This window comes from Helicobacter pylori, from assembly GCF_016755635.1.
Lineage (GTDB): Bacteria > Campylobacterota > Campylobacteria > Campylobacterales > Helicobacteraceae > Helicobacter > Helicobacter pylori_CQ.
Window position 1 is genome coordinate 1,117,020 of the sequence record NZ_CP051500.1, and the last position, 24,392, is coordinate 1,141,411.

21 protein-coding genes are annotated in these 24,392 nt (G+C 39.3%); 12 read left to right on the forward strand and 9 right to left on the reverse strand.

Annotation, left to right across the window (positions count from 1 at the left end):
• Positions 1-126 precede the first annotated feature (126 nt).
• The 3 genes from hcpC to edd all read right to left on the reverse strand — a co-directional run bounded on the left by hcpC (position 127) and on the right by edd (position 3,533).
• A complete protein-coding gene (gene hcpC / locus HG567_RS05185; protein ID WP_202139424.1) occupies positions 127-999 on the reverse strand; it encodes a Sel1-like repeat protein HcpC in 873 nt (290 codons plus the stop codon).
• A 70-nt stretch (positions 1,000-1,069) separates the two neighbouring features.
• The gene (locus tag HG567_RS05190) at positions 1,070-1,696 is read right to left on the reverse strand and encodes a bifunctional 4-hydroxy-2-oxoglutarate aldolase/2-dehydro-3-deoxy-phosphogluconate aldolase (RefSeq protein ID WP_202163715.1); all 627 of its coding nucleotides are present in this window, start codon (positions 1,694-1,696) and stop codon (positions 1,070-1,072) included.
• Between the two features lie 10 nt (positions 1,697-1,706).
• The gene (gene edd / locus HG567_RS05195; protein WP_202139426.1) at positions 1,707-3,533 is read right to left on the reverse strand and encodes a phosphogluconate dehydratase; all 1,827 of its coding nucleotides are present in this window, start codon (positions 3,531-3,533) and stop codon (positions 1,707-1,709) included.
• Between the two features lie 77 nt (positions 3,534-3,610).
• Here edd and HG567_RS05200 point away from each other — a divergent pair, with 77 nt between their 5' ends.
• The 4 genes from HG567_RS05200 (at position 3,611) to HG567_RS05215 (ending at position 7,787) form a co-directional block, all read left to right on the forward strand.
• A complete protein-coding gene (locus tag HG567_RS05200; RefSeq protein ID WP_202139427.1) occupies positions 3,611-4,888 on the forward strand; it encodes a glucose-6-phosphate dehydrogenase in 1,278 nt (425 codons plus the stop codon).
• Positions 4,889-4,898: 10 nt separating this feature from the next.
• On the forward strand, positions 4,899-5,582 hold the full coding sequence (pgl, locus tag HG567_RS05205) for a 6-phosphogluconolactonase (protein ID WP_202139428.1): 684 nt from the start codon (positions 4,899-4,901) through the stop codon (positions 5,580-5,582).
• A complete protein-coding gene (locus HG567_RS05210; RefSeq protein WP_001126889.1) occupies positions 5,569-6,579 on the forward strand; it encodes a glucokinase in 1,011 nt (336 codons plus the stop codon). The genes pgl and HG567_RS05210 overlap by 14 nt, the downstream gene beginning before the upstream one ends.
• A gap of 161 nt (positions 6,580-6,740) precedes the next feature.
• Positions 6,741-7,787, forward strand: a complete 1,047-nt coding sequence (locus HG567_RS05215) for an NAD(P)-dependent alcohol dehydrogenase (protein WP_202139429.1) — start codon at positions 6,741-6,743, stop codon at positions 7,785-7,787.
• A 12-nt stretch (positions 7,788-7,799) separates the two neighbouring features.
• Here HG567_RS05215 and HG567_RS05220 read toward each other — a convergent pair whose 3' ends face one another.
• Together HG567_RS05220 and HG567_RS05225 are read right to left on the reverse strand one after the other, a co-directional pair.
• Positions 7,800-8,966: a glycosyltransferase gene (locus HG567_RS05220; protein ID WP_202139430.1), complete on the reverse strand. Its 1,167-nt coding sequence runs from the start codon at positions 8,964-8,966 to the stop codon at positions 7,800-7,802.
• Between the two features lie 139 nt (positions 8,967-9,105).
• Positions 9,106-10,302, reverse strand: a complete 1,197-nt coding sequence (locus HG567_RS05225; RefSeq protein WP_202139431.1) for a glycosyltransferase family 8 protein — start codon at positions 10,300-10,302, stop codon at positions 9,106-9,108.
• A gap of 192 nt (positions 10,303-10,494) precedes the next feature.
• Between HG567_RS05225 and HG567_RS05230 the strand changes: the two genes are divergently transcribed.
• The gene (locus HG567_RS05230) at positions 10,495-11,802 is read left to right on the forward strand and encodes a hypothetical protein (protein ID WP_202163716.1); all 1,308 of its coding nucleotides are present in this window, start codon (positions 10,495-10,497) and stop codon (positions 11,800-11,802) included.
• A gap of 6 nt (positions 11,803-11,808) precedes the next feature.
• Here the strand turns inward: HG567_RS05230 and HG567_RS05235 are convergent, their stop codons facing one another.
• On the reverse strand, positions 11,809-12,471 hold the full coding sequence (locus tag HG567_RS05235) for an outer membrane protein (protein ID WP_120855260.1): 663 nt from the start codon (positions 12,469-12,471) through the stop codon (positions 11,809-11,811).
• Between the two features lie 278 nt (positions 12,472-12,749).
• Between HG567_RS05235 and HG567_RS05240 the strand changes: the two genes are divergently transcribed.
• From HG567_RS05240 to HG567_RS05265, 6 genes are all read left to right on the forward strand, one after another.
• Entirely contained in the window at positions 12,750-13,310 is a 561-nt protein-coding gene (locus tag HG567_RS05240) for a pyruvate flavodoxin oxidoreductase subunit gamma (protein ID WP_000486469.1), read from the forward strand.
• Between the two features lie 15 nt (positions 13,311-13,325).
• A complete protein-coding gene (locus HG567_RS05245; RefSeq protein ID WP_000656174.1) occupies positions 13,326-13,718 on the forward strand; it encodes a 4Fe-4S dicluster-binding protein in 393 nt (130 codons plus the stop codon).
• A 9-nt stretch (positions 13,719-13,727) separates the two neighbouring features.
• A complete protein-coding gene (locus tag HG567_RS05250) occupies positions 13,728-14,951 on the forward strand; it encodes a 2-oxoacid:ferredoxin oxidoreductase subunit alpha (RefSeq protein WP_001129843.1) in 1,224 nt (407 codons plus the stop codon).
• 12 nt (positions 14,952-14,963) lie between these two features.
• Positions 14,964-15,908, forward strand: a complete 945-nt coding sequence (locus tag HG567_RS05255) for a thiamine pyrophosphate-dependent enzyme (RefSeq protein WP_202139433.1) — start codon at positions 14,964-14,966, stop codon at positions 15,906-15,908.
• 109 nt (positions 15,909-16,017) lie between these two features.
• The gene (gene purB / locus HG567_RS05260; protein WP_202139434.1) at positions 16,018-17,340 is read left to right on the forward strand and encodes an adenylosuccinate lyase; all 1,323 of its coding nucleotides are present in this window, start codon (positions 16,018-16,020) and stop codon (positions 17,338-17,340) included.
• 65 nt (positions 17,341-17,405) lie between these two features.
• Positions 17,406-18,239: an outer membrane protein gene (locus HG567_RS05265; protein WP_202139435.1), complete on the forward strand. Its 834-nt coding sequence runs from the start codon at positions 17,406-17,408 to the stop codon at positions 18,237-18,239.
• Here HG567_RS05265 and uvrB read toward each other — a convergent pair.
• From uvrB to HG567_RS05280, 3 genes are all read right to left on the reverse strand, one after another.
• Positions 18,236-20,212: an excinuclease ABC subunit UvrB gene (uvrB, locus tag HG567_RS05270; protein WP_202139436.1), complete on the reverse strand. Its 1,977-nt coding sequence runs from the start codon at positions 20,210-20,212 to the stop codon at positions 18,236-18,238. The genes HG567_RS05265 and uvrB overlap by 4 nt on opposite strands.
• Positions 20,213-20,280: 68 nt before the next feature.
• Complete coding sequence (locus HG567_RS05275; RefSeq protein ID WP_202139437.1) at positions 20,281-21,066, reverse strand: hypothetical protein; 786 nt, start codon at positions 21,064-21,066, stop codon at positions 20,281-20,283.
• Between the two features lies 1 nt (position 21,067).
• Positions 21,068-23,971, reverse strand: a complete 2,904-nt coding sequence (locus tag HG567_RS05280) for a DUF3519 domain-containing protein (protein WP_237392951.1) — start codon at positions 23,969-23,971, stop codon at positions 21,068-21,070.
• On the opposite strand from HG567_RS05280, the gene HG567_RS05285 reads away from it, so the two are divergent.
• Positions 23,940-24,140: a hypothetical protein gene (locus tag HG567_RS05285; protein WP_202137749.1), complete on the forward strand. Its 201-nt coding sequence runs from the start codon at positions 23,940-23,942 to the stop codon at positions 24,138-24,140. The genes HG567_RS05280 and HG567_RS05285 overlap by 32 nt on opposite strands.
• Positions 24,141-24,392 lie beyond the last annotated feature (252 nt).

Here is a 24,392-nt window from a genome sequence, read left to right on the forward strand (position 1 = left end):
TGGTTATTTTATTTTAAACTCACTATTTTAATGGGATAGGAAGTGTTTTGAAACAATCCTCCCTAAAATCCCCCTAATCCCCCAAAAGACCGCTTTTTAAAGCTATTTGATCAAGCCTTATTCAAACTAAACTTTGATCTTAAGCTGCTTGAGAAGATCGCACGCCCCTTTAGCGCCTAATTTACAGCCTTTTTTAAAGTTTTCTATGGCTTGTTTTTCATTCCTTGTTACGCCTTCGCCATTGTATTGCATAGCCCCTAAATTGAAACACCCTCCGCCATTTTGCATCTCGCATGCTTTAGAATAACGATCGAGTGCCTCTTTAAAATTCTTCGCCACGCCATCGCCATGATGATACATATTCCCTGCGTTAAAGCACCCCGGGCTGTCTTTTAACCCGCAAGCTTTGTCATACGAAGCGAGCGCTTTTTTCAAATCTTTAGGCGCGCCTCTGCCCGCATCATACAAACTCCCTAATATCGTGCAACCATCGCCATCGTTTAAATCGCAAGCTTTAGTAAAATATTCCACCGCTTTTTTAAAATCCCTAGTTACCACTTTACCATCATGATAAATCCCCCCTAAGCTCGCGCACCCTTCAGCGTATTTCAAATCGCACGCTTTAGAATAGTATTGTAGGGCTTTATTGGTGTTTTTAGACACGCCTTGCCCGCTGTAATATAAATTCCCTAGTAAATGACACCCATTGCTGTAATCTAAATCGCAAGCTTTAGCGTAAAATGAAGCGGCTTTTTTCAAATTCTTTTCCACCCCTTGCCCTTGATAATAAAGCACCCCTAAATTAAAACACCCGCTATTTTCTTTCAAATCGCAAGCTTTTTCAAAATATTTCTTAGCTTGAGTGAAATCTTGCTCTTTGTAGCTCTTTGCCCCCAAACCCACAAACTCTTTAGGGTCTTGCTCTGCCATTAGCCCCCCTAAACACAACGCACCCAGGCACAAAACCCTAAAAAGGGATTTTTTGACATTTTCTAACATGATGTATCTCCTTATTAAAAATTTTATTATAGTATTATTAAGCAAATACAAAATGCCATGATCTTTTTTGCTATCTTAAAGCTAACGATCGCTTACAAATTTCTGTGATTTTATCCCACTCTTTGTTTTGAATCAAATTTTTAGGAGTAAGCCAGCTCCCCCCCACGCACAAAACATTTTCTAAATTTAAATAAGAATGCATGTTGTCTGCACTAATCCCCCCAGTGGGGCAAAATTTCACCCCTTTAAAAGGGCCATTAAAAGCGTTTAAAAGTTTAACGCCCCCGCAATACTCTGCCGGGAAAAATTTTAAAGCGCTATAGCCCAATTCTAAGGCTTGCATGACTTCACTACTGCTAGAAACCCCGGGTATTAGGGGCATGCCTTTTTTCTTTGCGTGTTCTAAAAGCTTTATCGTAAGACCCGGGCTAATCAAAAACTCTGCCCCCCTATTTTGAGCTTGCTCTAATTGGGTGGGATTTAAAATCGTGCCAGCGCCCACGCGCATTTTTGGCACATTCTTAGCGATAAGCTCTATGGCTTCTAAAGCGCAACTGGAACGCAAAGTAACTTCTATGATTGGAATACCCCCCTCTATCAGGCTTTGCACTAAAGGCACAGCGTCGTTTAAATCCTCAATCACCACCACAGGGACAATGGGGCTGATTTGTAAAACTTCTATTATTTTATCTTGCATTTTATCTCCTTTATACCTTTATACCAAAACTCATGCCGCCCTCTTCAGCGGTATTGGCATTCAATCTCAAGCTTGTAAATAATTCCCTACCCAGCCCAAAAGTAGGCTTTTCTAAATTTTCTAAGGTTTCTAAAAACAAGGGGTTGATGCCTCTATTTTCAAAATCCTTTTCAAGCACATTCAGGGCGTTATTAGGAGCGTCTAATTCTATCCAATCGCCATCTTTAATCTTAACAATCGCCCCATTTAACGCTCCCTCAGGGCTTAAATGGATCGCGCTAGGCACTTTCCCGCTCGCCCCGCTCATGCGCCCATCTGTAACGAGCGCAACCTTATAGCCCATATCCTGCAAAGCCCCTAAATTCGTGGTGAGTTTGTGCAATTCTGGCATGCCGTTAGACTTAGGTCCTTGGAAAGGCAAGACCGCCACAAAGTCCCTTTCTAATTCTTTATTTTTAAAGCGTTCTAAAAATTCGCTTTGGGTTTTAAAAACAATCGCTCTAGCCTTAACTTTCCTGTGCTCATCTTTAATGGCTGAGATTTTAATCACGGCCCGCCCTAAATTACCCTTTAAAATTTTAAGCCCCCCATTAGCGGCAAAAGGCTCGCTCACAGGGCGTAAAATATCCGTATTCAAGCTATGATTAACAGCGTCTTTATACACCAATTGGTCGTTTTCTAAAAAGGGGGTTTTAGTGTAATTTTGCATGCCTTTTTGCGTTTCTGTATCCATAATCGTATGAGTGTCTTCAAATAAAAGCCCCTCTTTTAACAATTCTTTGATCACAAACGCTAAGCCCCCACACGCTTCAAAAGCGTTCACATCCGCTGATCCGTTAGGATAGACTTTAGCTAAAAGGGGTATGAGATTAGAGACTGCGTCAAAATCGTCCCAATTGAGGATCACCCCACAAGATCTAGCGATAGCGATCAAATGCAAAGTGTGGTTAGTAGAACCCCCTGTTGCCATTAAGCCTATAAGAGCGTTAAGAATGCTTTTTTCATCAATGAGTTTGGCTAAAGGCAGGACTTTCCCGCTCGCTAATCTTTTGGCGCTCTCTTCTACCAAAACCTTTCGTAAGGGGTTGTTAGGGTTGATAAAGCTAGAATTAGCCACATGCAACCCCATAAACTCCATCATCATTTGATTGGAATTAGCCGTGCCATAAAAAGTGCAAGTGCCAACATCATGATAGCTTTGCATTTCCACTTTTAAAAGCTCTTCTCTGTTGATCTTTCCCATTGCAAAATCTTGGCGCGCTTTGGCTTTTTTATAATTTTCTATCCCGCTCACCATAGGCCCGCTTGGCACAAACACGCTCGCTAAATTCCCAAAACTTAACGCTCCTATAAGCAAGCCTGGCACGATTTTATCGCACACGCCCAAAAAAAACGCCCCGTCAAAAACATTATGGCTTAACCCTACGGCGGTGCTTAAGGCGATCACATCTCTACTGAATAAGCTCAATTCCATGCCATCATAACCCTGCGTGATACCATCACACATCGCTGGCACTCCACTAGCGACGCTCGCATAAGCGTTATGTTCTTGCAACTCTTTTTTAATCCAGTCAGGGTAATTTTTAAAAGGTTGGTGGGCTGAAAGCATGTCATTATAAGCCGTGATAATCGCAAAATGCTTTCTTTTATGCGAACCTAAAGGCATTTTTAAATGCTCTGGCATGCTCGCAGTAACATGCGCAATATTTGCGCAACCCAAGCTCTCAATCTTGGGCTGGTTTTTAGGGTTAAAGATATTTTCTAAATAAAGCTCTCTGGTTTTTTTGCTACGCTCTGTAATTTTTTCTTTGATTTGTTCTAAAGAATGCTTAGGCATGAATACCCCTTCAATTAAGATTTAATATATAATAATAACTTAAAAACACTCCAAAAGGGTTATTAAAAGGGTTATTGATGTTAGATTTTGATTTGGTTCTTTTTGGCGCGACTGGGGATTTGGCCATGCGAAAGCTCTTTGTTTCGCTCTATGAAATTTATAGTCATTATGGTTTTAAAAAAGATTCTAAAATTATCGCATCAGGGCGTAAGGAGCTATCCAATGAAGAGTTTTTAGCGCTCCTTTGTGAAAAAACGCAGTTGCATTCAAGAGAAAAGGGTAGGGAATTTTTAGCCCATATCAGTTATTTGCGCGTTCGTTTGGATAACCCTAAAGACTTTGAAAAATTGAGTAAAATCGCTACAAAAAATAAGCCCTTGATTTTCTACTTTTCTATTTCCCCTAGTTTTTTTGCAACGACCGCCCAAAATTTGGCCCAAAACGCGCTCAATCACACTAACACTCGCTTGATTTTAGAAAAGCCTTTAGGGCATGATTTAAAGACTTGTCAAGAGATTTTCCAAAGCATTAGCGCTTTTTTTAAAGAAGAGCAAATTTTTAGAATCGATCATTATTTAGGGAAAAAGGGCGTTCAAAATATCCTTGAATTGCGCTTGAATAACCCTATCTTAAACATTTTATGGGATCAAATCAGCACGGTTGAAATCTGCGTTTACGAGACTTTGGGGGTGGAAGAAAGGGGCGAATTTTACGATAAAATCGGAGCTTTAAGAGATATGGTTCAAAACCATCTCTTGCAAGTTTTATCCCTTATCGCTACAGATTTACCCAACGATTTAAAAGACTTGAGGAAAGAAAAAATCAAAGTTTTAAAAACCTTACAACCCCCCAAAGATTTCAAAAAACAAGTTATTCGGGCCCAGTATCAAGGCTATAGAGATGAAAATAAGGTTAATAAAGAGAGCCAGACAGAAACTTTTGTCGCTATTAAAGCCTTTTTGGATACGCCTAAATTTAAAGGCGTGCCTTTCTATCTTAAGCACGCTAAAAAAATGCCCCACAACCAAGCGAGCGTGAAAATCCATTTTAATGCCACTAATACGCTAGAATTTTTCCTCTCTCAAGATAAAATCACTCTCACCCTAAAAGACAATCAAAACCCCCTTATTTTAGAAACCCATAACAAACAAGAATTTTTACAGCCCTACGCTAAATTGCTCTATGATGCGATACAAAATAACCACAATAATTTCGCCCACCAGTTGGAATTAGAAGCGTCATGGGTTTTTATTGACACGCTCATAGAGGGCTTTATGAATAACGCCACGCCCTTATATTCCTATGAAAGCCATAATCTCAACGAATCAGAATTTTTAAAACCACTCTATCAATAAAAGGGATTTCATGGGTTATCAATTGTTTGAATTTGAAAGTTTAAAAGATTGCCACAAGGCTTTAATAGAGCGTTTTAAAGAATTTTTTAACACCGCTTTAAAAAAGCATCATCAAGTTTCTATCGCTTTTTCTGGGGGCCGTTCGCCCATTGGTTTGTTGCAAAAATTGAGCGTTTTAGATCTCAAATGGCATGAGTGTTTAATCAGTTTGGTGGATGAACGCATTATAGACACAAGCCACAAGGATAGCAACACTAAATTATTGCACGACTACTTGTTGCAAAATAACGCCTTAAAAGCTTCTTTCACCCCGCTTTTGCCCAAAAAGATTTCTAGCGATACAAACGCGCTTTTTCATTTTGCTAACCAGCATTTCAAACAGCCCCATTTAGCCATTTTGGGCATGGGGACTGATGGGCATACGGCTAGCCTTTTTCCTGAAACGAGCGCTTTTTTAAACGAAGAAAAAGAAAATATCGTTTTGACTAAGCCAATTAACGCTCCTTATGAGCGCTTGAGCATGTCTGTTAACGCCTTAGAAAATTGCGAAAAACTTTTCTTAAGCATTAGTGGGGCAGAAAAAAGGGAGGTTTTAGAAAAAGCTTTAAAAGAAAACGCCCCCTATTCTCTGCCGATTGCTCGGATTTTACATTCTCAAAAAGTTACTACGGAGGTGTTTTATGCCAAAAACTGAAACTTACCCAAGACTCTTAGCCGATATTGGCGGCACGAACGCACGCTTTGGTTTGGAAGTCGCCCCACGACAGATTGAATGCATTGAAGTCTTGCGGTGCGAAGATTTTGAGAGCTTGAGCGATGCGGTGCGATTTTACCTTTCTAAATGCAAAGAAAGCCTTAAACTGCACCCTATTTATGGCTCTTTTGCTGTGGCTACGCCCATTATGGGGGATTTTGTCCAAATGACGAACAACCACTGGACTTTTTCTATTGAAACGACACGGCAATGTTTGACTTTAAAAAAATTGCTTGTCATCAATGATTTTGTCGCGCAAGCCTATGCCATTAGCGCGATGCAAGAAAACGATCTGGCTCAAATAGGCGGGATTAAGTGCGAAATCAACGCTCCTAAAGCGATTTTAGGGCCAGGAACCGGGCTTGGGGTAAGCACTCTTATCCAAAACAGCGATGGCTCTTTAAAAGTCTTGCCCGGTGAAGGAGGGCATGTGAGCTTTGCCCCTTTTGACGATTTAGAAATTTTAGTGTGGCAATACGCCCGCTCTAAATTCAATCATGTGAGCGCGGAAAGGTTTTTAAGCGGTAGCGGCCTAGTGTTGATTTATGAAGCCCTGTCTAAACGCAAAGGTTTAGAAAAAGTGGCGAAGTTAAGCAAGGCTGAATTAACCCCACAAATCATTAGCGAACGCGCTTTGAATGGGGATTACCCTATATGCCGATTGACCTTGGACACTTTTTGCTCCATGCTAGGCACGCTCGCTGCTGATGTGGCCCTCACTTTGGGGGCTAGAGGGGGCGTGTATTTGTGTGGGGGGATTATCCCACGATTCATTGATTATTTTAAAACTTCGCCCTTTAGAGCGCGTTTTGAAACGAAAGGGCGCATGGGGGCGTTTCTCGCTTCCATCCCTGTGCATGTCGTGATGAAAAAAACTCCCGGACTTGATGGGGCGGGCATTGCGTTAGAGAATTATTTACTGCATGATAAGATATAGTAGCGTTAAGATAGAGGTGGCTTATATTAAGGGGTGCGTTTAAACGCGCCAAACAACGCTACCATATAACCAACAGCTATAAAATTAGTTAAACCTATAGAAACATAAATAAACCATAAAAACGATACAATAGCGGTATTTTAATCAAACAAGGAGTTTTAATGAGAGTTCCATCTAAAGGTTTTGCTATTTTTTCTAAAGACGGGCATTTCAAACCCCATGATTTTAGCCGCCATGCTGTAGGCCCTAAAGATGTGTTGATTGACATTCTTTATGCAGGGATTTGCCATAGCGATGTTCATAGCGCTTATAGCGAATGGAGAGAAGGCATTTACCCTATGGTTCCTGGGCATGAAATTGCTGGGGTCATCAAAGAAGTGGGTAAGGAAGTTAAGAAATTTAAGGTTGGCGATGTGGTGGGCGTAGGCTGTTTTGTCAATTCATGCAAGGCGTGTAAGCCCTGCAAAGAACACCAAGAGCAATTTTGCACCAAAGTGGTATTTACTTATGATTGTTTGGATTATTTTCATGACAATGAACCCCACATGGGCGGATACTCTAATAATATTGTCGTGGATGAAAATTATGTGATTAGCGTGGATAAAAACGCTCCTTTAGAAAAAGTAGCCCCATTATTGTGCGCGGGCATCACCACTTATTCGCCCTTAAAATTTTCTAAGGTTACTAAAGGCACAAAAGTGGGCGTCGCTGGGTTTGGCGGGCTAGGAGGCATGGCGGTTAAATACGCTGTGGCTATGGGGGCTGAAGTGAGCGTTTTTGCAAGAAACGAACACAAAAAGCAGGACGCTTTGAGCATGGGGGTCAAACATTTCTACACAGACCCCAAACAATGCAAAGAAGAATTGGATTTTATCATTTCAACCATTCCTACCCATTATGATCTAAAAGACTACCTCAAGCTCTTAACTTATAATGGCGATCTAGCCCTTGTGGGACTCCCCCCTGTAGAAGTCGCTCCAGCGCTTAGCGTTTTTGATTTTATCTATTTAAGCAATCGCAAGGTTTATGGCTCATTGATTGGGGGCATTAAAGAAACCCAAGAAATGATGGATTTTTCTATCAAACACAATATTTACCCTGAAGTAGATTTGATTTTAGGCAAGGATATTGACACCGCTTATCATAACCTAACCCATGGGAAAGCGAAATTCCGTTATGTGATTGACATGAAAAAATCGTTTGATTAAAGGCTTTTTACTCTAGCTCTTTTTTAAGAGCTTGAGTTGGATTAGGATTTTTTTTGCTAATGCATGGAGTTTTAGGATTTTAAGGGTTTTACTAATAAGGCTCTTGATTGGTATTGAAATGCAGTATTTGAATAGTCTTCGCCTTGCGTTTTGGGGAATCTCATGAATGTGTAAAAAATAATGTTTTAAAAACATCTTAAAAGCGTCATGGGCAATCTGTTCTTCTGCTTTCCATAAAGGAAAGTAGTAATGATAAGCGGCAATGCTATGGTAGTGGTGCCATTTTTCTCCACCTATCTCCCCACCCCCTGTAATCAAATAAGACCAATCGCTCATAAATGGGGTTTTAGCCAAAGCGTTCAGCCACAAATCCGCTTTTAAACCAAAAGGATATGTCCAAGGCTTGATTTGAAAATAAGGATGAGAGTCATATTGTATAACGATAGGTTCTCTTAGGGCTTGTTTAATGGTGTTATGATAAATTGCATTGGCCACGCCCTTTAAATGCTCTTCAGAAAGACTATAATAGTGTGGGAAAATGCAATACTCTATTTTTAATGGCGCGATCTTTGAACGACAAAATTCTGTCAATTGCGGTTCTTTATCTATTTTTTGCGTGCGTATGATTTCTAATATTTTTTTACAAAATTGATTTTTTTGCTGGTAAGTTAAGTTGCAATAAAAAAAGCCTTCATACGGGTATATTTTGTCATAAACCCCATAAAAATAATTCTCATCATTTTCCTTAATGTTTAAGAAATCAGCGCTAAATTCATTGCAAAAGATAACGTCCACATCGCTCCACACCATTTTAGAATATTTGGGGAATAAATCCGCTAGAAAATATTTCACTAACACCATTTTAGAAAAACGCTTAGTGAAATCCTCATCAAAAGGGTTAGGGATAGTGTCTAAAAAAGGTTCAATATCTTTCACTTCTAAAGCAGCAAATTCTTTAAAAGGCTCTGTGATTTGGTTAAGCTTTGCTTTATCTTCTTCATTCAAGCCTACCACTAAAGCGTGTAGGGTGTAACGGATTTTTTTATTGGCTTTAGCGATGCTTTCTAGCAAGGAATAAAGACACGCGCCCGCAGGAATGAGATAATTCTTATCAAAAGCAAAAGCGATAGGAATATGAAAATCTTGTTCTTTAAAAGAATGATTTGAAGCTGAAGTCATAAAAAATTAAACACCCTTTTTTAATGGCTATTTTATCCAAAAAAAAAAAAAAAAACCGAACTTGAAAGGGTTCTGTTTTTTGGTTTTTATGTTGTTTTTAAAGCAAATTAATTTAAAGAAAGGTTTTAACCCCTTTACTCTAGCCCTTTCTTAAAAGCTTGAGTTGGATTAAAATTTTTTTAACAATCCCATGAAGCCCTAAAACTCTAAGGATCTTACTAACCACCCTTTTAGCTAACGCTTTAGGCATCAAAAACACAAAATAAATAAGCTTATTGAAAAATTTTTTCACTAAATTACAAGTTAATTCAAAAACTCTTGAATGGATTTTCCTTTCTTTAAACACAACAAACAAATACGATTTGAAAAACAAATACGGAGCTTTAAAAACAATTTCTTTTGAAGACTTTACTGAAGAAAAATAATGCTGCTCAGCCATTTTTGTGGTATAAAAGCTCTCATTGGTGTGCATTTTCTTAGTGTAATCGCTCATAAATGGGGTTTTAGCCAAAGCGTTCAGCCACAAATCCGCTTTTAAACCAAAAGGATAGTCCCAAGGCTTCACCGCCCCCCACCAAGCGTCATAGTGGATAATGGTAGGGTTTTCTCGCGCCTCTAAAATGGTTTTCTTGTAATTCTCGTTTAAATACGCGTTAGAAAAATCTTTAATGGTGTAATAATAAGGGAAAACGCAATATTCAATCCCTAAAGCTTTCATGTTAGGCCAACACCATTTCGTGAAATCCAACTCCCCTTTAGTCTCATTCCCCTTTAAAAGATCATGCATTCTTAAGGTGAAATTTTTCTTGCGTTGGTAATCTAAATTACAAAACAAAAACCCTTCCATCATGTGGTGCTTTTCAACTTCTAAAACCCCATAAAAATAATTCTCATCATTTTCCTTAATGTTTAAGAAATCAGCGCTAAATTCATTGCAAAAGATAACGTCCACATCGCTCCACACCATTTTAGAATATTTGGGGAATAAATCCGCTAGAAAATATTTCACTAACACCATTTTAGAAAAACGCTTAGTGAAATCCTCATCAAAAGGGTTAGGGATAGTGTCTAAAAAAGGTTCAATATCTTTCACTTCTAAAGCAGCAAATTCTTTAAAAGGCTCTGTGATTTGGTTAAGCTTTGCTTTATCTTCTTCATTCAAGCCTACCACTAAAGCGTGTAGGGTGTAACGGATTTTTTTATTGGCTTTAGCGATGCTTTCTAGCAAGGAATAAAGACACGCGCCCGCAGGAATGAGATAATTCTTATCAAAAGCAAAAGCGATAGGAATATGAAAATCTTGTTCTTTAAAAGAATGATTTGAAGCTGAAGTCATAAAAAATTAAACACCCTTTTTTAATGGCTATTTTATCCAAAAAAAAAAAAAAAACCGAACTTGAAAGGGTTCTGTTTTTTGGTTTTTATGTTGTTTTTAAAGCAAATTAATTTAAAATCGTATCTTGTCTTTAAGTGCCGCCATTTTAAATGCTGCAATTTTAAAAGATGATGAAAGGGGCTGAATTCTGATTTGATTTCCTTAAAAAAATCTCTTTGTGCGTTGTTGTTTTCAGGTTTTTTAACACCACCCTTAATGAAAGCGGCTAGTTTTGTCTATGACTTGAAGTTCATGAGCTTTAATTTCAATTTAGTGGCCCCAAATAACAACCCCTATTGGAATAGCCTAACCAAAATGCAAGGTCGTCTCATGCCTCAAATTGGCGTTCAATTGGACAAAAGACAGGCCTTGATGTTTGGAGCGTGGTTCATTCAAAATTTACACACGCATTATAGCTATTTCCCTTATTCGTGGGGGGTTACCATGTATTACCAATACATAGGGAAAAATTTGAGATTTTTTTTAGGCATTGTGCCGCGAAGCTATCAAATAGGGCATTACCCTTTAAGCGCTTTTAAAAAACTTTTTTGGTTTATAGACCCCACTTTTAGGGGAGGAGCGTTTCAATTCAAACCGGCTTATGATCCTAACCGCTGGTGGAATGGGTGGTTTGAGGGCGTTGTGGATTGGTATGGGGGGCGTAATTGGAACAACCAACCCAAAAAGAAAAATTACGATTTTGATCAATTCTTGTATTTTGTTTCTTCAGAATTTCAGTTTCTTAAAGGGTATTTAGGTTTGGGGGGACAGCTTGTCATTTTTCATAACGCCAGCCATCATAGCATGGGAGATAACTACCCTTACGGCGGTAATTCCTACTTAAAACCAGGCGATGCAACCCCACAATGGCCTAATGGCTACCCCTATTTCAGTCAAAAAAATAACCCACAAGGCGGAGAAATAGGGAAATACTCTAACCCTACCATTTTAGACAGGGTTTATTACCATGCTTATTTAAAAGCGGATTTTAAAAATCTCATGCCTTATATGGACAATATTTTCATGACTTTTGGCACGCAGTCGTCTCAAACCCATTATTGCGTGCGTTATGCTAGCGAGTGTAAAAACGCCCGATTTTATAACAGCTTTGGGGGGGAATTTTACGCTCAAGCGCAATACAAAGGCTTTGGGATTTTTAACAGATACTATTTTTCCAACAAACCCCAAATGCATTTTTATGCCACTTATGGCCAATCCCTCTATACCGGATTGCCATGGTATAGAGCCCCTAATTTTGACATGATAGGCCTTTATTATCTTTATAAAAACAAATGGTTAAGCGTGCGAGCGGATGCGTTTTTTAGCTTTGTGGGTGGGGGCGATGGGTATCATTTGTATGGCAAGGGGGGTAAGTGGTTTGTGATGTATCAGCAATTCTTAACCCTAACCATAGACACACGAGAGTTAATTGATTTTGTCAAATCTAAAACCTCTAAATAACCATATCTAAAAATTATAGATATAATTGAAATAAGCGACCGGTAAGCGGTGCCATAAAGTAGTCGCGCTCAAGCCATCAACGATTTCAGTTCTTTTGTTAGGAATGAAAGGGAATTTCAACCCGAAAGTGATTTCATTGTGGAAAAAGCCAAAACGAAAACCCACTTTCACAAGCAATTGAAAAAGCGAATTTTCTTTGCCTAAATTTTGAGCGATAATCCCATGCATAGCCCCTCCTGGCATGTAAGTCGCCCCAGCGATGCCTAAGCCAAACTCTAACCCTAAAAACATCTTTGGCGAATTGAAAGCGTCCCACAAACCGCTAAATTCTAAACCATAGGTAGAAATATAGGATTTGTGAGAAGAAAAAGTCTGATCATAAAACAACCCGTAACGGAAACCCACATGCTCTACAGCTTGCGTTTTAGCCACAAATTTCCCCCCTAACACCACACCAAAGCCATTACCGGTCATAAAATACGATTTATCTACAGACTCGGTGCTAAAAGATGTGTTGATCGCGCTAAGTTGATACCCAACCCCTAAATAAAACGTATTCCTGTCCGCAAATTTAGGTTTTTTTGATTTTTCATCAAGCTCTGTCTCTGCGGCTTGAAGCGATGATAATAACGCCATGCCCATCAATATTTTAACCATTGTTTTATCCATAACCCAATTCCTTTTGTTATCTTGCTCCACACTTGCCCCATACAGACTAAAATCAAATCACACCCTAAATAATAACAAAGTTTAAAATAAATATTAGTGGTTTTGATTAAGAACGCCTATCTTTTTAGAATAAATAGCCATAATTCTTGTAAGTATGCCCCCATTTTCCTATAAAAATTCCTAAAAAGATATTGTTATAAGACACATTAATAGTTTTTCTTGTATAATCTTAGGCTGAATTCAATTTATTTTATACGATATTAAGGAGACATATTACCATGTTTCAAATTAGATGGCATGCGCGAGCGGGTCAAGGCGCTATCACCGGTGCTAAAGGGTTGGCTGATGTGATTTCAAAAACAGGCAAAGAAGTGCAAGCGTTCGCTTCTTATGGTTCAGCTAAAAGGGGGGCTGCTATGATGGCTTATAACCGCGTTGATGATGAGCCTATTTTAAACCATGAACGCTTCATGCAGCCTGATTATGTGCTGGTGATTGACCCTGGTTTGGTTTTCATTGAAAACATTTTCGCTAATGAAAAAGAAGACACGACTTATATCATCACTAGCTATCTCAGTAAAGAAGAATTGTTTGAAAAAAAACCTGAATTAAAAACCCGTAAAGTGTTTTTAGTGGATTGTTTAAAAATCTCTATGGAAACCTTAAAACGCCCCATCCCCAACACGCCCATGCTAGGAGCGTTAATGAAAGTGTCTGGCATGCTTGAAATTGAGGCTTTTAAAGAAGCTTTTAAGAAAGTTTTAGGCAAAAAACTCACGCAAGAAGTCATTGACGCTAACATGCTCGCTATCCAAAGAGCTTATGAAGAAGTTCAATAACATTAAGGATTAAAGATGAAAGATTGGAATGAATTTGAAATGGGAGCGGTACTCTTCCCTTTTGAAAAGAACGCGCAAAGCGAAATGGAAAAACACAATGATGAGCGCCATTACACCGAGCAAAGCTACTTCACCACTTCAGTGGCTCATTGGCGCGTGGCTAAGCCTGTGCATAACAATAATATTTGCATCAATTGCTTTAATTGTTGGGTTTATTGCCCAGACGCTGCTATTCTTTCAAGAGAGGGCAAATTAAAGGGCGTGGATTATTCTCATTGTAAAGGCTGTGGCGTGTGTGTGGATGTCTGCCCCACCAACCCTAAATCGCTATGGATGTTTGAAGAACAAATTGAGCCTGCCACCGCTCTCACCCAATGGCCGCAAAAACAAGAAAAGAAAAAATCATAAGGAAAAAATATGGCAAAAAGTATTGAATTGCAAGAAATAGAAGTGTGGGATGGCAATACCGCTAGCTCTAACGCTTTAAGACAGGCTCAAATTGATGTCATTGCAGCCTATCCTATCACCCCATCAACGCCCATTGTGCAGAATTATGGCTCGTTTAAGGATAATGGCTATATTGATGGCGAATTCGTTTTAGTGGAATCTGAGCATGCCGCCATGAGTGCATGCGTGGGAGCTGCAGCTGCTGGCGGGAGAGTCAGCACTGCGACTAGCTCTCAAGGTTTGGCGTTAATGGTAGAGGTTTTATACCAGGCTTCTGGCATGCGTTTGCCTATTGTTTTGAATTTAGTCAATCGCGCTCTAGCAGCCCCTTTAAATATTCATGGCGATCATTCTGATATGTATTTAAGCAGGGATTCTGGCTGGATAAGTTTATGCACATGCAACCCCCAAGAAGCTTATGATTTCACTTTAATGGCGTTTAAAATCGCAGAGCATCAAAAGGTGCGCGTGCCTACTATTGTCAACCAAGATGGCTTTTTATGCTCGCACACCGTGCAAAATGTCCGCCCTTTGAGCGATGCAGTGGCTTATCAATTCGTAGGCGAATACCAAACCAAGCATTCCCTTTTAGATTTTGATAAACCGGTAAGCTATGGCGCGCAAGCTGAAGAAGAATGGCATTATGAGCATAAAGCCCAACTCCACCATGCGATCATGAGCGCGTCTTCTGTGATTGAAGAAGTGTTCAATGATTTCGCTAAACTCACAGGCAGGCAATACCATTTGACTAAAACTTTCCAGCTAGAAGACGCTGAAATCGCTATCTTTGCGTTAGGCACTACTTATGAATCAGCGATCGTAGCGGCTAAGGAAATGCGTAAAAAAGGCATTAAGGCCGGCGTGGCTACCATCCATTCCTTGCGCCCTTTCCCTTATGAAAGATTAGGGCAGGATTTGAAAAATCTTAAAGCTTTAGCGATTTTAGACAAGAGCTCTCCAGCGGGCGCTATGGGGGCGATGTTTAATGAAGTAACGAGCGCGGTGTATCAAACGCAAGGGACTAAACACCCCGTGGTATCTAACTACATTTATGGTTTAGGCGAAAGGGATATGACGATCGCGCATTTATGCGAAATTTTTGAAGAAATCAATGAAGACGCTCTTAAAGGCACGCTCACGCACCCTACCCAACAATTCGTAGGTTTGCACGGCCCTAAAATGAGCTTTTTTTAAAAAGGAAATATCATGGTAAAAGAAGTCAAAACACTCAAAGGTTTTAGCCAAAGCGCTGAGAAATTTCAAGGCTCGCACTTGCTTTGCCCGGGTTGTGGGCATGGCATTATTGTGCGCGAAGTTTTAAACGCTGTAGATGGGCCTATTGTTTTAGGCAATTCTACCGGTTGTTTAGAGGTATGCTCGGCTGTGTACCCGCACACTTCATGGGATGTGCCTTGGATCCATATTGGTTTTGAAAATGGCTCTACGGCGATTTCAGGGGTGGAAGCGATGTATAAAGCGCTAGTGAATAAGGGCCGCTATCAAGGTCAAAAACCAAAATTTGTGGCGTTTGGGGGCGATGGGGCTAGTTATGATATTGGTTTGCAATTCATCAGCGGTTGCATGGAAAGAGGGCATGACATGACTTACATTTGCCTAGATAATGAAAACTACGCCAATACCGGCGGTCAAAGAAGCGGCTCTACGCCATTAGGGGCTAGCACTTCTACCACGCCATCAGGGTCGGTTAGTTTTGGTAAAAAAGAAAAGAAAAAAGACATTGTCAGTATCATGGCAAGCCATGGAGTCCCTTATGTGGCGCAGCTCTCGCCTAACAAATGGAAAGACATGAACAAAAAGATTAAAACCGCTCTAGACACTGAAGGGCCTTGCTTCATCAACGCTCTTAGCCCATGCACGACTGAATGGAAATTTGAATCCAATAAAACCATTGAATTAGCGGATATGGCTGTGGATAGCTTGATGTTCCCCTTATTTGAAATCTTTAATGGCAGGGAATTGAAAATCACTTACCGCCCAAGAAATATCATTCCTGTAAGGGATTATTTAGGGGCTCAAAAGCGCTTCAAACACCTTTTCAAAAAAGAAAACGAACACATTATTGAAGAATTGCAAAAAGATGTGAATGAGCGTTGGGAATACTTGCAGCGCAGAGAAGAGGCTAAAGTTTAACCCTTCCATTAGATCAAGGCGCTTTTTTGTGCCTTGTGTGATTTTTCCCCTTGATTCTTTAAACCCCTTTAAAGTAACATAAATCCCATTTTGATTTTAAGGATTGTCGGTGTTAGAACGCTATGCGAATGAAGAAATGAAAGCCCTATGGAATGAGCAAACCAAGTTTGAAACCTATTTAGAAGTGGAAAAAGCTGTCGTTAGGGCGTGGAACAAGCTTGGGCAAATCCAAGATAGCGATTGTGAAAAAATCTGCGCAAAAGCGGCATTCAACCTTGATCGCATCAAAGAAATTGAAAAAACCACTAAGCATGATTTAATCGCTTTCACTACTTGCGTGGCTGAAAGCTTGGGCGAAGAATCCCGCTTCTTTCATTATGGGATCACTTCTAGCGATTGCATTGATACGGCTATGGCGTTATTGATGACCAAAAGCTTAAAGCTCATTCAAAAAGGCGTTCAAAACCTTTATGAAACCCTTAAAAATAGGGCTTTAGAGCATCAAGACACGCTAATGGTGGGCAGAAGCCATGGGGTGTTTGGCGAACCCATTACTTTTGGCTTAGTGTTAGCCCTTTTTGCTGATGAAATCAAACGGCATTTAAAGGCTTTAGATTTAACGATGGAATTTATCAGCGTGGGAGCGATCAGTGGGGCTATGGGGAATTTCGCGCACGCCCCTTTAGAATTAGAAGAATTAGCGTGCGAATTTTTAGGCTTAAAAACCGCCAATATCAGCAATCAAGTCATTCAAAGGGATCGCTACGCTAGGCTTGCATGTGATCTGGCTCTTTTAGCGAGCAGTTGTGAAAAAATCGCTGTCAATATCCGCCATTTGCAACGCAGTGAAGTCTATGAAGTGGAAGAAGCTTTTTCAGCAGGGCAAAAGGGAAGCTCTGCGATGCCTCACAAAAGAAACCCCATATTGAGTGAGAATATCACTGGACTTTGTAGGGTGATTCGCTCTTTTACGACCCCTATGCTAGAAAATGTCGCCTTATGGCATGAAAGGGACATGAGCCATAGCTCTGTGGAGCGTTTTGCCTTGCCTGATCTGTTTATCACGAGCGATTTCATGCTCAGCCGCTTAAATAGCGTGATTGAAAATCTGGTGGTTTATCCTAAAAACATGCTTAAAAATTTAGCTTTGAGTGGGGGGCTAGTCTTTTCGCAACGGGTGTTATTGGAATTGCCTAAAAAAGGTTTGAGTAAAGAAGAAAGCTATTCTATCGTGCAAGAAAATGCGATGAAAATATGGGAGGTTTTGCAACAAGGCGCTTTTAAAAACGCTGATGAAAATTTGTTTTTAAACGCCCTACTCAACGATGAACGCTTGAAAAAATATTTGAGCGAGGATGAAATCAAAGCATGTTTTGATTACGGGTATTACACTAAAAATGTGGGGGCGATTTTTAAAAGGGTGTTTGAATAAGGCGCGTTTTTACAAAAACAAAACTATAAAATAAGCGATAAAAAATTGAAGTTTTAAGGGGTTTTTTGAAACGAGCGTTATGTTTAATTTTAGGGCTTTTTTGCGTGCTTAATGCAAAGGGTTTTAAAGATGTTTTGACTAAAGGGGATTACACTTTTTTTAATAAAAAGGTGGTTTCGCCCATCAAACGCTATGCGGATAGATCGGCATTTTATCTGGGGCTTGGGTATCAACTAGGGAGCATCCAACACAACTCTAGCAACTTGAATTTATCCCAGCAATTCAATAAGAGCCAGATTATTTTTAGCGATGGCTTAAGCCCTGTTTTTAAAAATTCGTATGTGTCTAATGGTCTTGGCGTGCAAGTGGGCTATAAATGGGTGGGTAAGCATGAAGAAACGAAGTGGTTTGGATTTAGGTGGGGGCTGTTTTATGATTTGAGCGCTTCTCTTTATGGCCCAAAAGAATCGCAGTCTGTTATCATTTCCACTTATGGCACTTATATGGATTTATTGCTTAACGCTTATAATGGGGATAAGTTTTTTGCCGGGTTCAATCTTGGGATCGCTTTTGCTGGAGTGTATGACAGATTGAGCGATGAATTGTTGTATCAAGCCCTTCTTTTAGACACTTTTGGCGGGAAAGTGGATTCAAATGGCTTCCAATTTTTGGTAAATTTAGGGGTTCGTTTGGGGAATAAGCGCAACCAATTTGGCTTTGGGATTAAAATCCCCACTTATTATTTTAACCATTATTATTCCATGAATAACATTAGCAATAATAGTGAAGACATCCTCAAAGTTTTACGATTTTTAGAATACGGGATCAACAGCTTGTTATACCAAGTTGATTTCAGGCGCAATTACTCGGTTTATTTCAACTACACTTATAGTTTTTAAAGCGTTCTTAATTGAGCGATTTCGTCTCTCAAACGCATCGCTTCTTCAAAATCCAAATTTTTCGCGTATTCTCGCATTTTTTTATCCAATTCTTTAATGATTTTTTCCCTTTCACTTTTAGGCATTTTGTCCTTTTTTAAGGCTTTAGCGATTCTAATCTCATCGTCTCTTAATTTCAATTCCTCTTCTAAAGCGCGAGTAACGGTTTTAGGGGTGATGTTATGGATTTTATTGAACTCTTCTTGTTTGGCACGCCTATAACTCGTAATCTCAAAGGCTTTTTGCATGCTTTGAGTGATCTTTTTAGCGTATAATAAAACCTTGCCATTAGCGTTTCTAGCGGCTCGCCCCATGGTTTGAATGAGGCTTGTTTCGCTCCTTAAAAACCCTTCTTTATCCGCATCCATGATCGCTACTAAAGAGACTTCAGGCAAATCCAACCCCTCTCTTAAAAGATTGATCCCTATTAAAATGTCAAATTCTTTAAGCCTTAAAGAGCGGATGATGTGATTTCTTTCAATCGCATCAATTTCACTATGCATGTAACGCACCTTCAAGCCCCATTCAGCATAATATTTGCACAATTCTTCTGCCATTTTTTTAGTGAGCGTGGTGATGAGCACCCTTTCATCTCTGGCCACCACTAACTTGATTTCATCAAACAAATCCTGGACTTGCTTATCGCTGTCTCGCACTTCAAATTTAGGGTCTAAAAGCCCTGTAGGGCGAATGATTTGCTCAGCGACATTCTTTTTGGAAAGCTCTAATTCTAGCTTATTGGGCGTAGCGGACACAAAAAGGAACTGGCAATTTTTATGGATAAATTCATCAAACTTTAAAGGGCGGTTGTCTAAAGCGCTAGGCAATCTAAAACCATATTCCACTAAAACGCTTTTCCTGCTCATATCCCCTGCATACATCCCCCCAAATTGCGGCAAACTCACATGGCTTTCATCTACAATGACTAAAAATTCCCGATCAAATATCCCTAAATAATCAAACAAGCAAAAAGGCGTTTCGTTAGGGGCTTTACCCGTAAAATGGCGCGCGTAATTTTCAATGCCCTTACACACACCGGTTGCGCTAATCATTTCTAAATCATGCTCGGTGCGTTGTTTGAGGCGGTTGTATTCAAGCATTTTATCCTGCTCTTTAAAAAATTTCAATCTTAAAGCGAGTTCATCTTCAATGCTTTTAATGGCTAAATTCAACCTTTCACTCCCTACGGCAAACTGACTGGCCGCATAAAGCATGACAGAATCCAAGCGCTTGATTTCATTTCTTTCTAAAGCGTCAAAGACCGCAATCCTTTCTATCTCATCGCCAAAAAATTCAATCCTAATAAATTCAGCGTCATTATAAGCGGGGAAAATATCCACGCATTCCCCCGTCGCTCTAAAGCTCCCCCTATCAAACACCACTTCATTACGGCTATAACCCATTTCTACTAGCTTTAATAAAAAGCTCTTGTAAGCGCGCTTCTCACCCACTTTGATTTTTTCCATGACTTTTAGATATTCTTCAGGGTTACCCAAACCATAATTAGCCGAAACGCTCGCTATCACGATCACATCGTCATAACCTAAAAGTGAGGTGGTCGCGCTCAATCTTAAACGCTCTAAGTCATCGTTAATAGAGCTGTCTTTTTCAATGAATAAATCCCTTCTAGGGATATAGCTCTCAGGCTGGTAGTAATCAAAGTGGGAGATAAAATACTCCACCCTATTATGCGGGAAAAACGCCTTAAACTCGCTATAAAGCTGCGCGCATAAGGTCTTATTATGGCTCATGATCAAAGCGGGTTTATTGGTTTGAGCGATGATATTGGCCATCGTGTAAGTCTTACCGCTCCCTGTAACCCCCACTAGAGTTTGATAATGGTTGTTATTTTTCAAGCTTTTCGTTAAAGCTTCTATGGCTTGGGGCTGATCGCCTGCTGGTGGATAAGGGCTTTTTAAATCAAATAAAGGCATCTTTAAACTCGCATTTTTTAGGGGTATTATAGTGGATTTTTAACACGCCTTATTCAATCTCAAAAAAATCAATGTTTTGATAATGATTGGTTTTTGGCTTCGTTAATCTCGCTTGTGGCTTGTTTCTTTTCTTGCGTGATGTTGTTTAAAACTTCTTGCTTATTGGTGTTAATTTGATTTGTAGCACTCTCTTTTGCTTGTGTGATCGCTTCAAGGCTTTGCGTTTTGTTGGTGTTAATTTGATTTGTAGCGCTCTCTTTCGCTTCGTTAATGTTAGCTATCGCTTGGGTTTGGTTGTTGTTTATTTCGTTGTTAGCGTTCGTTTTAGCGTTCGCTATCGCTTCAAGGCTTTGGGTTTTGTTTTCGGTGATCTGGTTATTAGCGCTATCTCGGGCGTTGTTTAAAAAGATTTGATAGCTCGTTAAAAGCCTTGTAGTGGCTTCTATAATTTGATTTTCTAGCTTTTTAATCTCGCTTTTAATGTTTTCGGTGTTGGCGTTTAAGATGCTTGTTACTTCTTGCTCGTTGCTTTTCATGCTCGTATTGAAATCGCTAAAAAAGCCCTCGTATTCTTTCATTTTTAATTTTAAGCTCTCGCCGGCGTTACTCAGCCATTCAATGGAGTTTCTTAAACTGCTATCAATCTCATTCGCATTTTTGAAAAAATCCAAACTCAAAAGCACCTCTAAAATCCTAACGATCCCTTTAAGGCTTAGCTGTATTTGATCGGTAAAAAGACTATTAGAATTTAAAGCGTTTTGTAATTGCTTTAGTAATTCGTTAGTGATTTCTTTCACTTCTGGATGTTCTGTTATTTCAAGCGCGCTATTAGGCAAATTAGGGTAATTGATCATTTTATTCCTTTTTTAATTTTTTTGTGGTAGGATTAGGATCATCAGAGTTTAAAGAATTAAATGCCTTTTCTTTAGTGATTGCTTGCGGAGTAGACCGTAACGCTTGCTTCTCTGTATCATACAATTCATAACTGCTTATCACCCAATGATTTTCTAATTTTTCTTTTTTCCACTCATTATTTAAACCCACTCTCTTATTTCCATAATCTACAAACACACGCCCTAAATCATCCGTGCCTTTAGTGCCTTTCTCTAACACTTCAGGGATAGATTTAACGATATTTAAAGCGTATTCTTTAGCTTCTGTTTCACTTAAGCCTTTCTTCATCTCGTTAGATATTCTACGCTCTAATATATGCGCTAATCCATAACCGTTGCTATCTTTAGTCTTTGGCGTTCCCCAAACTAAATCAATATCCCCTAAGCCTTCTTTATAAAACGCTCCTGTTACAAAACCTTTTTTAGTTTCTAATAGCTTGTTAATCGCTCCTAATCCATCGCCCTTAAATTCGCTATAATTCTCTCCCCATTCGCTAGGTATTTCAAGCTTTTGTTTTTTTATCCCTTTCTCGCTCTCTTTTTGCATATCCTTAACGGCTTCTATTAAGCGCTTTAAGGTAGGGTTATTTTCATTCGGTTCTCTATTGACCATTAAAAGGTAATGCGTGAAATCGTAAATATCAATATCCTTAAACTCTTTACTATCAGGGTTAAACATATCCTTAGTAACATCAGCGATCTTAAATTCTTTCAAGCCTTTTTTAATGTTATCGCTCTTTAACGCTTCAAATAACGCCTTGCTAGGATCATCAAATCGTGCAAACCTGGCGATCGCTCCTCCTAAAATCTCGCTTATATCGCTTGTAGTTTGATCGCTCTTTTCAAACATCTCTAACGAACTCGTTTTATAGAATTTTTCGCTCAAGTCTTTTAAGCTCTCGCTCGTGCTTTGATAATTCTTTAAATTCGCAAAACTGCGATCCAAAATATCGCTTAAATAAGCGTTAAGGCTTACCTTAGGGAAATTCATATCGTGGATTAAATTGTGAAAACTGCCCGCATTATCTACAAACATTTTTTTCACTTTTTCATAGCTTTTAATGTCGTTAGAAAATTCTTTCTGCCAGCGGTTTAATAACTCTATCCCTTGCGTTTTCGTCCTTGGCATGTTAAACATTAAAAGCGCTAAATTACTATCGCCTACATTAGGATGAGTAGCCTTATCAAAATTCAAATTTTTAGCAACAATGTTTTTAAGTGAGTAAATGCTATCAGCGTCTAATTTTTTCTCTAATTCTTTCAATTTCGCTTCATAATGGCTTAAAACCGCTATTGCATGATCGCTCTCGCTGTTAAAGCGTCCTTGATTAGAGAAGGCTGCTAAATTGTTAATCTCGGTGTTATTTAGTCTGCTGTGTGGCACTCTAACTAATAGCTCGTCCGGTTTTAAGTCTATGTTGTAGTATTCCTTGATCGCTTTGTTATAAATGTAACGGCTTTTAGGCGTGAAGTTTAGCATGCCTTGGATGCGGTGGTTGCCTGCGATCACTTGGCCGTCGTGTAGAATAATCGGTAAATCTTCAAACCCTCCGCTCCCGAATATCTTTTTAGGATCAAAATTTTCAGCGATGCTTTTAATCTGCTCTTCGTTCATGTCGGTGCGTTTTTGCGTCCCGCCTGTGGTAAAGCTTGGTTTTAGATCTTTGGCTTTGACTATCGCATAATCTAGATCGTAAATCTCTCGTTCGTTTAGCCTTACTCTACTCTTTGGGATCTGTGCTTGCACTTGTATGGGTATGTCTTCTCCTACTTCTATTTTAGTCTGACTTTCAATGTTGCCTGCATTGCCTCGCTCGTGTTCTAATTTCTTTTTTAACGCTTCCTTGCGTTTGGCTTCTTGCTCTTTAGCTTTTAAAAATTCTTGTTCGCTTTGTAATTGCTCTCTTTGTAATTTCGCTAACTTTTCAGCGTTAGCTTGCTCTAAGGGGCTTAAATTTTTAACTTCTTGTGTGGTTTGGTTATTTAATTCTGTATTTTTTAATAAATCCTCTTGACTATTTAGCGGTTTTGGTGTAGGATTCTCTGTAGCACCACTATAGGAACTCAACCTATGGCACACTTTCGCATCAGCGTCGAGTGAGGTGCTTGAAAATTCTTTATAAACTTCATTATTTTTATAACTCCCGTTACTTTTATACATCGTTTTTAAAGCTAATTCATTTTTCTTATTGATCGCTTGCTCTACCACTACCGCATAGCCATTGATTTGTTTAAACGCGCTTATAACTTCTTTATCCTCGTTGTCTAAAGTCCTAAGAATTGCATCAGCGTTATTAACGATATATCTATAATTCGCTATATCCTCGTAAGTGATAGGGCTTTCTCCATTTTTAACATTAACAGAATTAACGCCATGCCTTTTGAGTATGTGAGCGATAGCTTCATGATCTAAACTCGCTCTTATGTTTTCAGGGTGCTTAAAGTTAGTATCAGCTAAAAGTTCTAATTCTTTGTTAGAGGCTTTTTCTATAATCATTTTCTTGTTGTTTTTGTGTATAAATTCTACAATTTCAGGCGTTAGGTTATTCTTGCCAAAAATAACTGCATCTCTCCCGCTTGTAGGGATTTTTGCGTTATTTAATAGCTCTTTGATTTGCTCGTTAGTGAGTTTTTGATTAGAAAAATCAAACGCTTTTTTTTTGATCTCTTCACTCGCTTGTTTAACGCCGTTATTAAGCTCTTCAATGATTTTAAGCGTGTTGTTGCTAAAGTGTGATTTTTGCGCACTTAATTCTAAATTCTTACTAAATTCGCTTATAGAGTGGCTTCTCTCAAGCGCTCTTTTAATGTGATACTTTAAGGCCGCGCCTGCGGTGGCTTCGTTTAGCGCTTTGGGTAATTTCACGCCTAAAATGCGATCGGGAGCGTTGCGGTATAAAGTCCCTAGCGTGAATTTAGTCCATTGGTATTTTAACGCTCCGCTTAAAGTGGTCGCTAAACCTTGGCTTAAGTTCTTGGTAATAGCGGGTTTTAGGCTTTCTGCGATCTTAGCGTCGTTTTTAAAAAGCTTATGAAAACCGCTCGCTATTGTTTGGAGTTTGTAAATTTAGGGGTTTGTTAAGAGAATATTTAGGCGAGACAAACAGAGCGTTAAGGTATTTGATAGAAGGTTATAGCAAGCAATGTTTTTTAGCTAAAGTTTTTGGTAGGAAGCCACTTAGCCATGAAAAATGCAATATCTTTAATCTATCGCTTCAAATCAATTGTTCAAAAAACACGCCACTTAGCACAAAATAAAAAATCCTTGAATCAAGCCCAAGTTTGAG

Excerpts from the sequence above, each read along its gene's own strand:
- hcpC (WP_202139424.1), bottom strand. The coding sequence starts at position 999 with ATGTTAGAAAATGTCAAAAAATCCCTTTTTAGGGTTTTGTGCCTGGGT.
- HG567_RS05190 (WP_202163715.1), bottom strand. The coding sequence starts at position 1,696 with ATGCAAGATAAAATAATAGAAGTTTTACAAATCAGCCCCATTGTCCCT.
- edd (WP_202139426.1), bottom strand. The coding sequence starts at position 3,533 with ATGCCTAAGCATTCTTTAGAACAAATCAAAGAAAAAATTACAGAGCGT.
- HG567_RS05200 (WP_202139427.1), top strand. The coding sequence starts at position 3,611 with ATGTTAGATTTTGATTTGGTTCTTTTTGGCGCGACTGGGGATTTGGCC.
- pgl (WP_202139428.1), top strand. The coding sequence starts at position 4,899 with ATGGGTTATCAATTGTTTGAATTTGAAAGTTTAAAAGATTGCCACAAG.
- HG567_RS05210 (WP_001126889.1), top strand. The coding sequence starts at position 5,569 with ATGCCAAAAACTGAAACTTACCCAAGACTCTTAGCCGATATTGGCGGC.
- HG567_RS05215 (WP_202139429.1), top strand. The coding sequence starts at position 6,741 with ATGAGAGTTCCATCTAAAGGTTTTGCTATTTTTTCTAAAGACGGGCAT.
- HG567_RS05220 (WP_202139430.1), bottom strand. The coding sequence starts at position 8,966 with ATGACTTCAGCTTCAAATCATTCTTTTAAAGAACAAGATTTTCATATT.
- HG567_RS05225 (WP_202139431.1), bottom strand. The coding sequence starts at position 10,302 with ATGACTTCAGCTTCAAATCATTCTTTTAAAGAACAAGATTTTCATATT.
- HG567_RS05235 (WP_120855260.1), bottom strand. The coding sequence starts at position 12,471 with ATGGATAAAACAATGGTTAAAATATTGATGGGCATGGCGTTATTATCA.
- HG567_RS05240 (WP_000486469.1), top strand. The coding sequence starts at position 12,750 with ATGTTTCAAATTAGATGGCATGCGCGAGCGGGTCAAGGCGCTATCACC.
- HG567_RS05245 (WP_000656174.1), top strand. The coding sequence starts at position 13,326 with ATGAAAGATTGGAATGAATTTGAAATGGGAGCGGTACTCTTCCCTTTT.
- HG567_RS05250 (WP_001129843.1), top strand. The coding sequence starts at position 13,728 with ATGGCAAAAAGTATTGAATTGCAAGAAATAGAAGTGTGGGATGGCAAT.
- HG567_RS05255 (WP_202139433.1), top strand. The coding sequence starts at position 14,964 with ATGGTAAAAGAAGTCAAAACACTCAAAGGTTTTAGCCAAAGCGCTGAG.
- uvrB (WP_202139436.1), bottom strand. The coding sequence starts at position 20,212 with ATGCCTTTATTTGATTTAAAAAGCCCTTATCCACCAGCAGGCGATCAG.
- HG567_RS05275 (WP_202139437.1), bottom strand. The coding sequence starts at position 21,066 with ATGATCAATTACCCTAATTTGCCTAATAGCGCGCTTGAAATAACAGAA.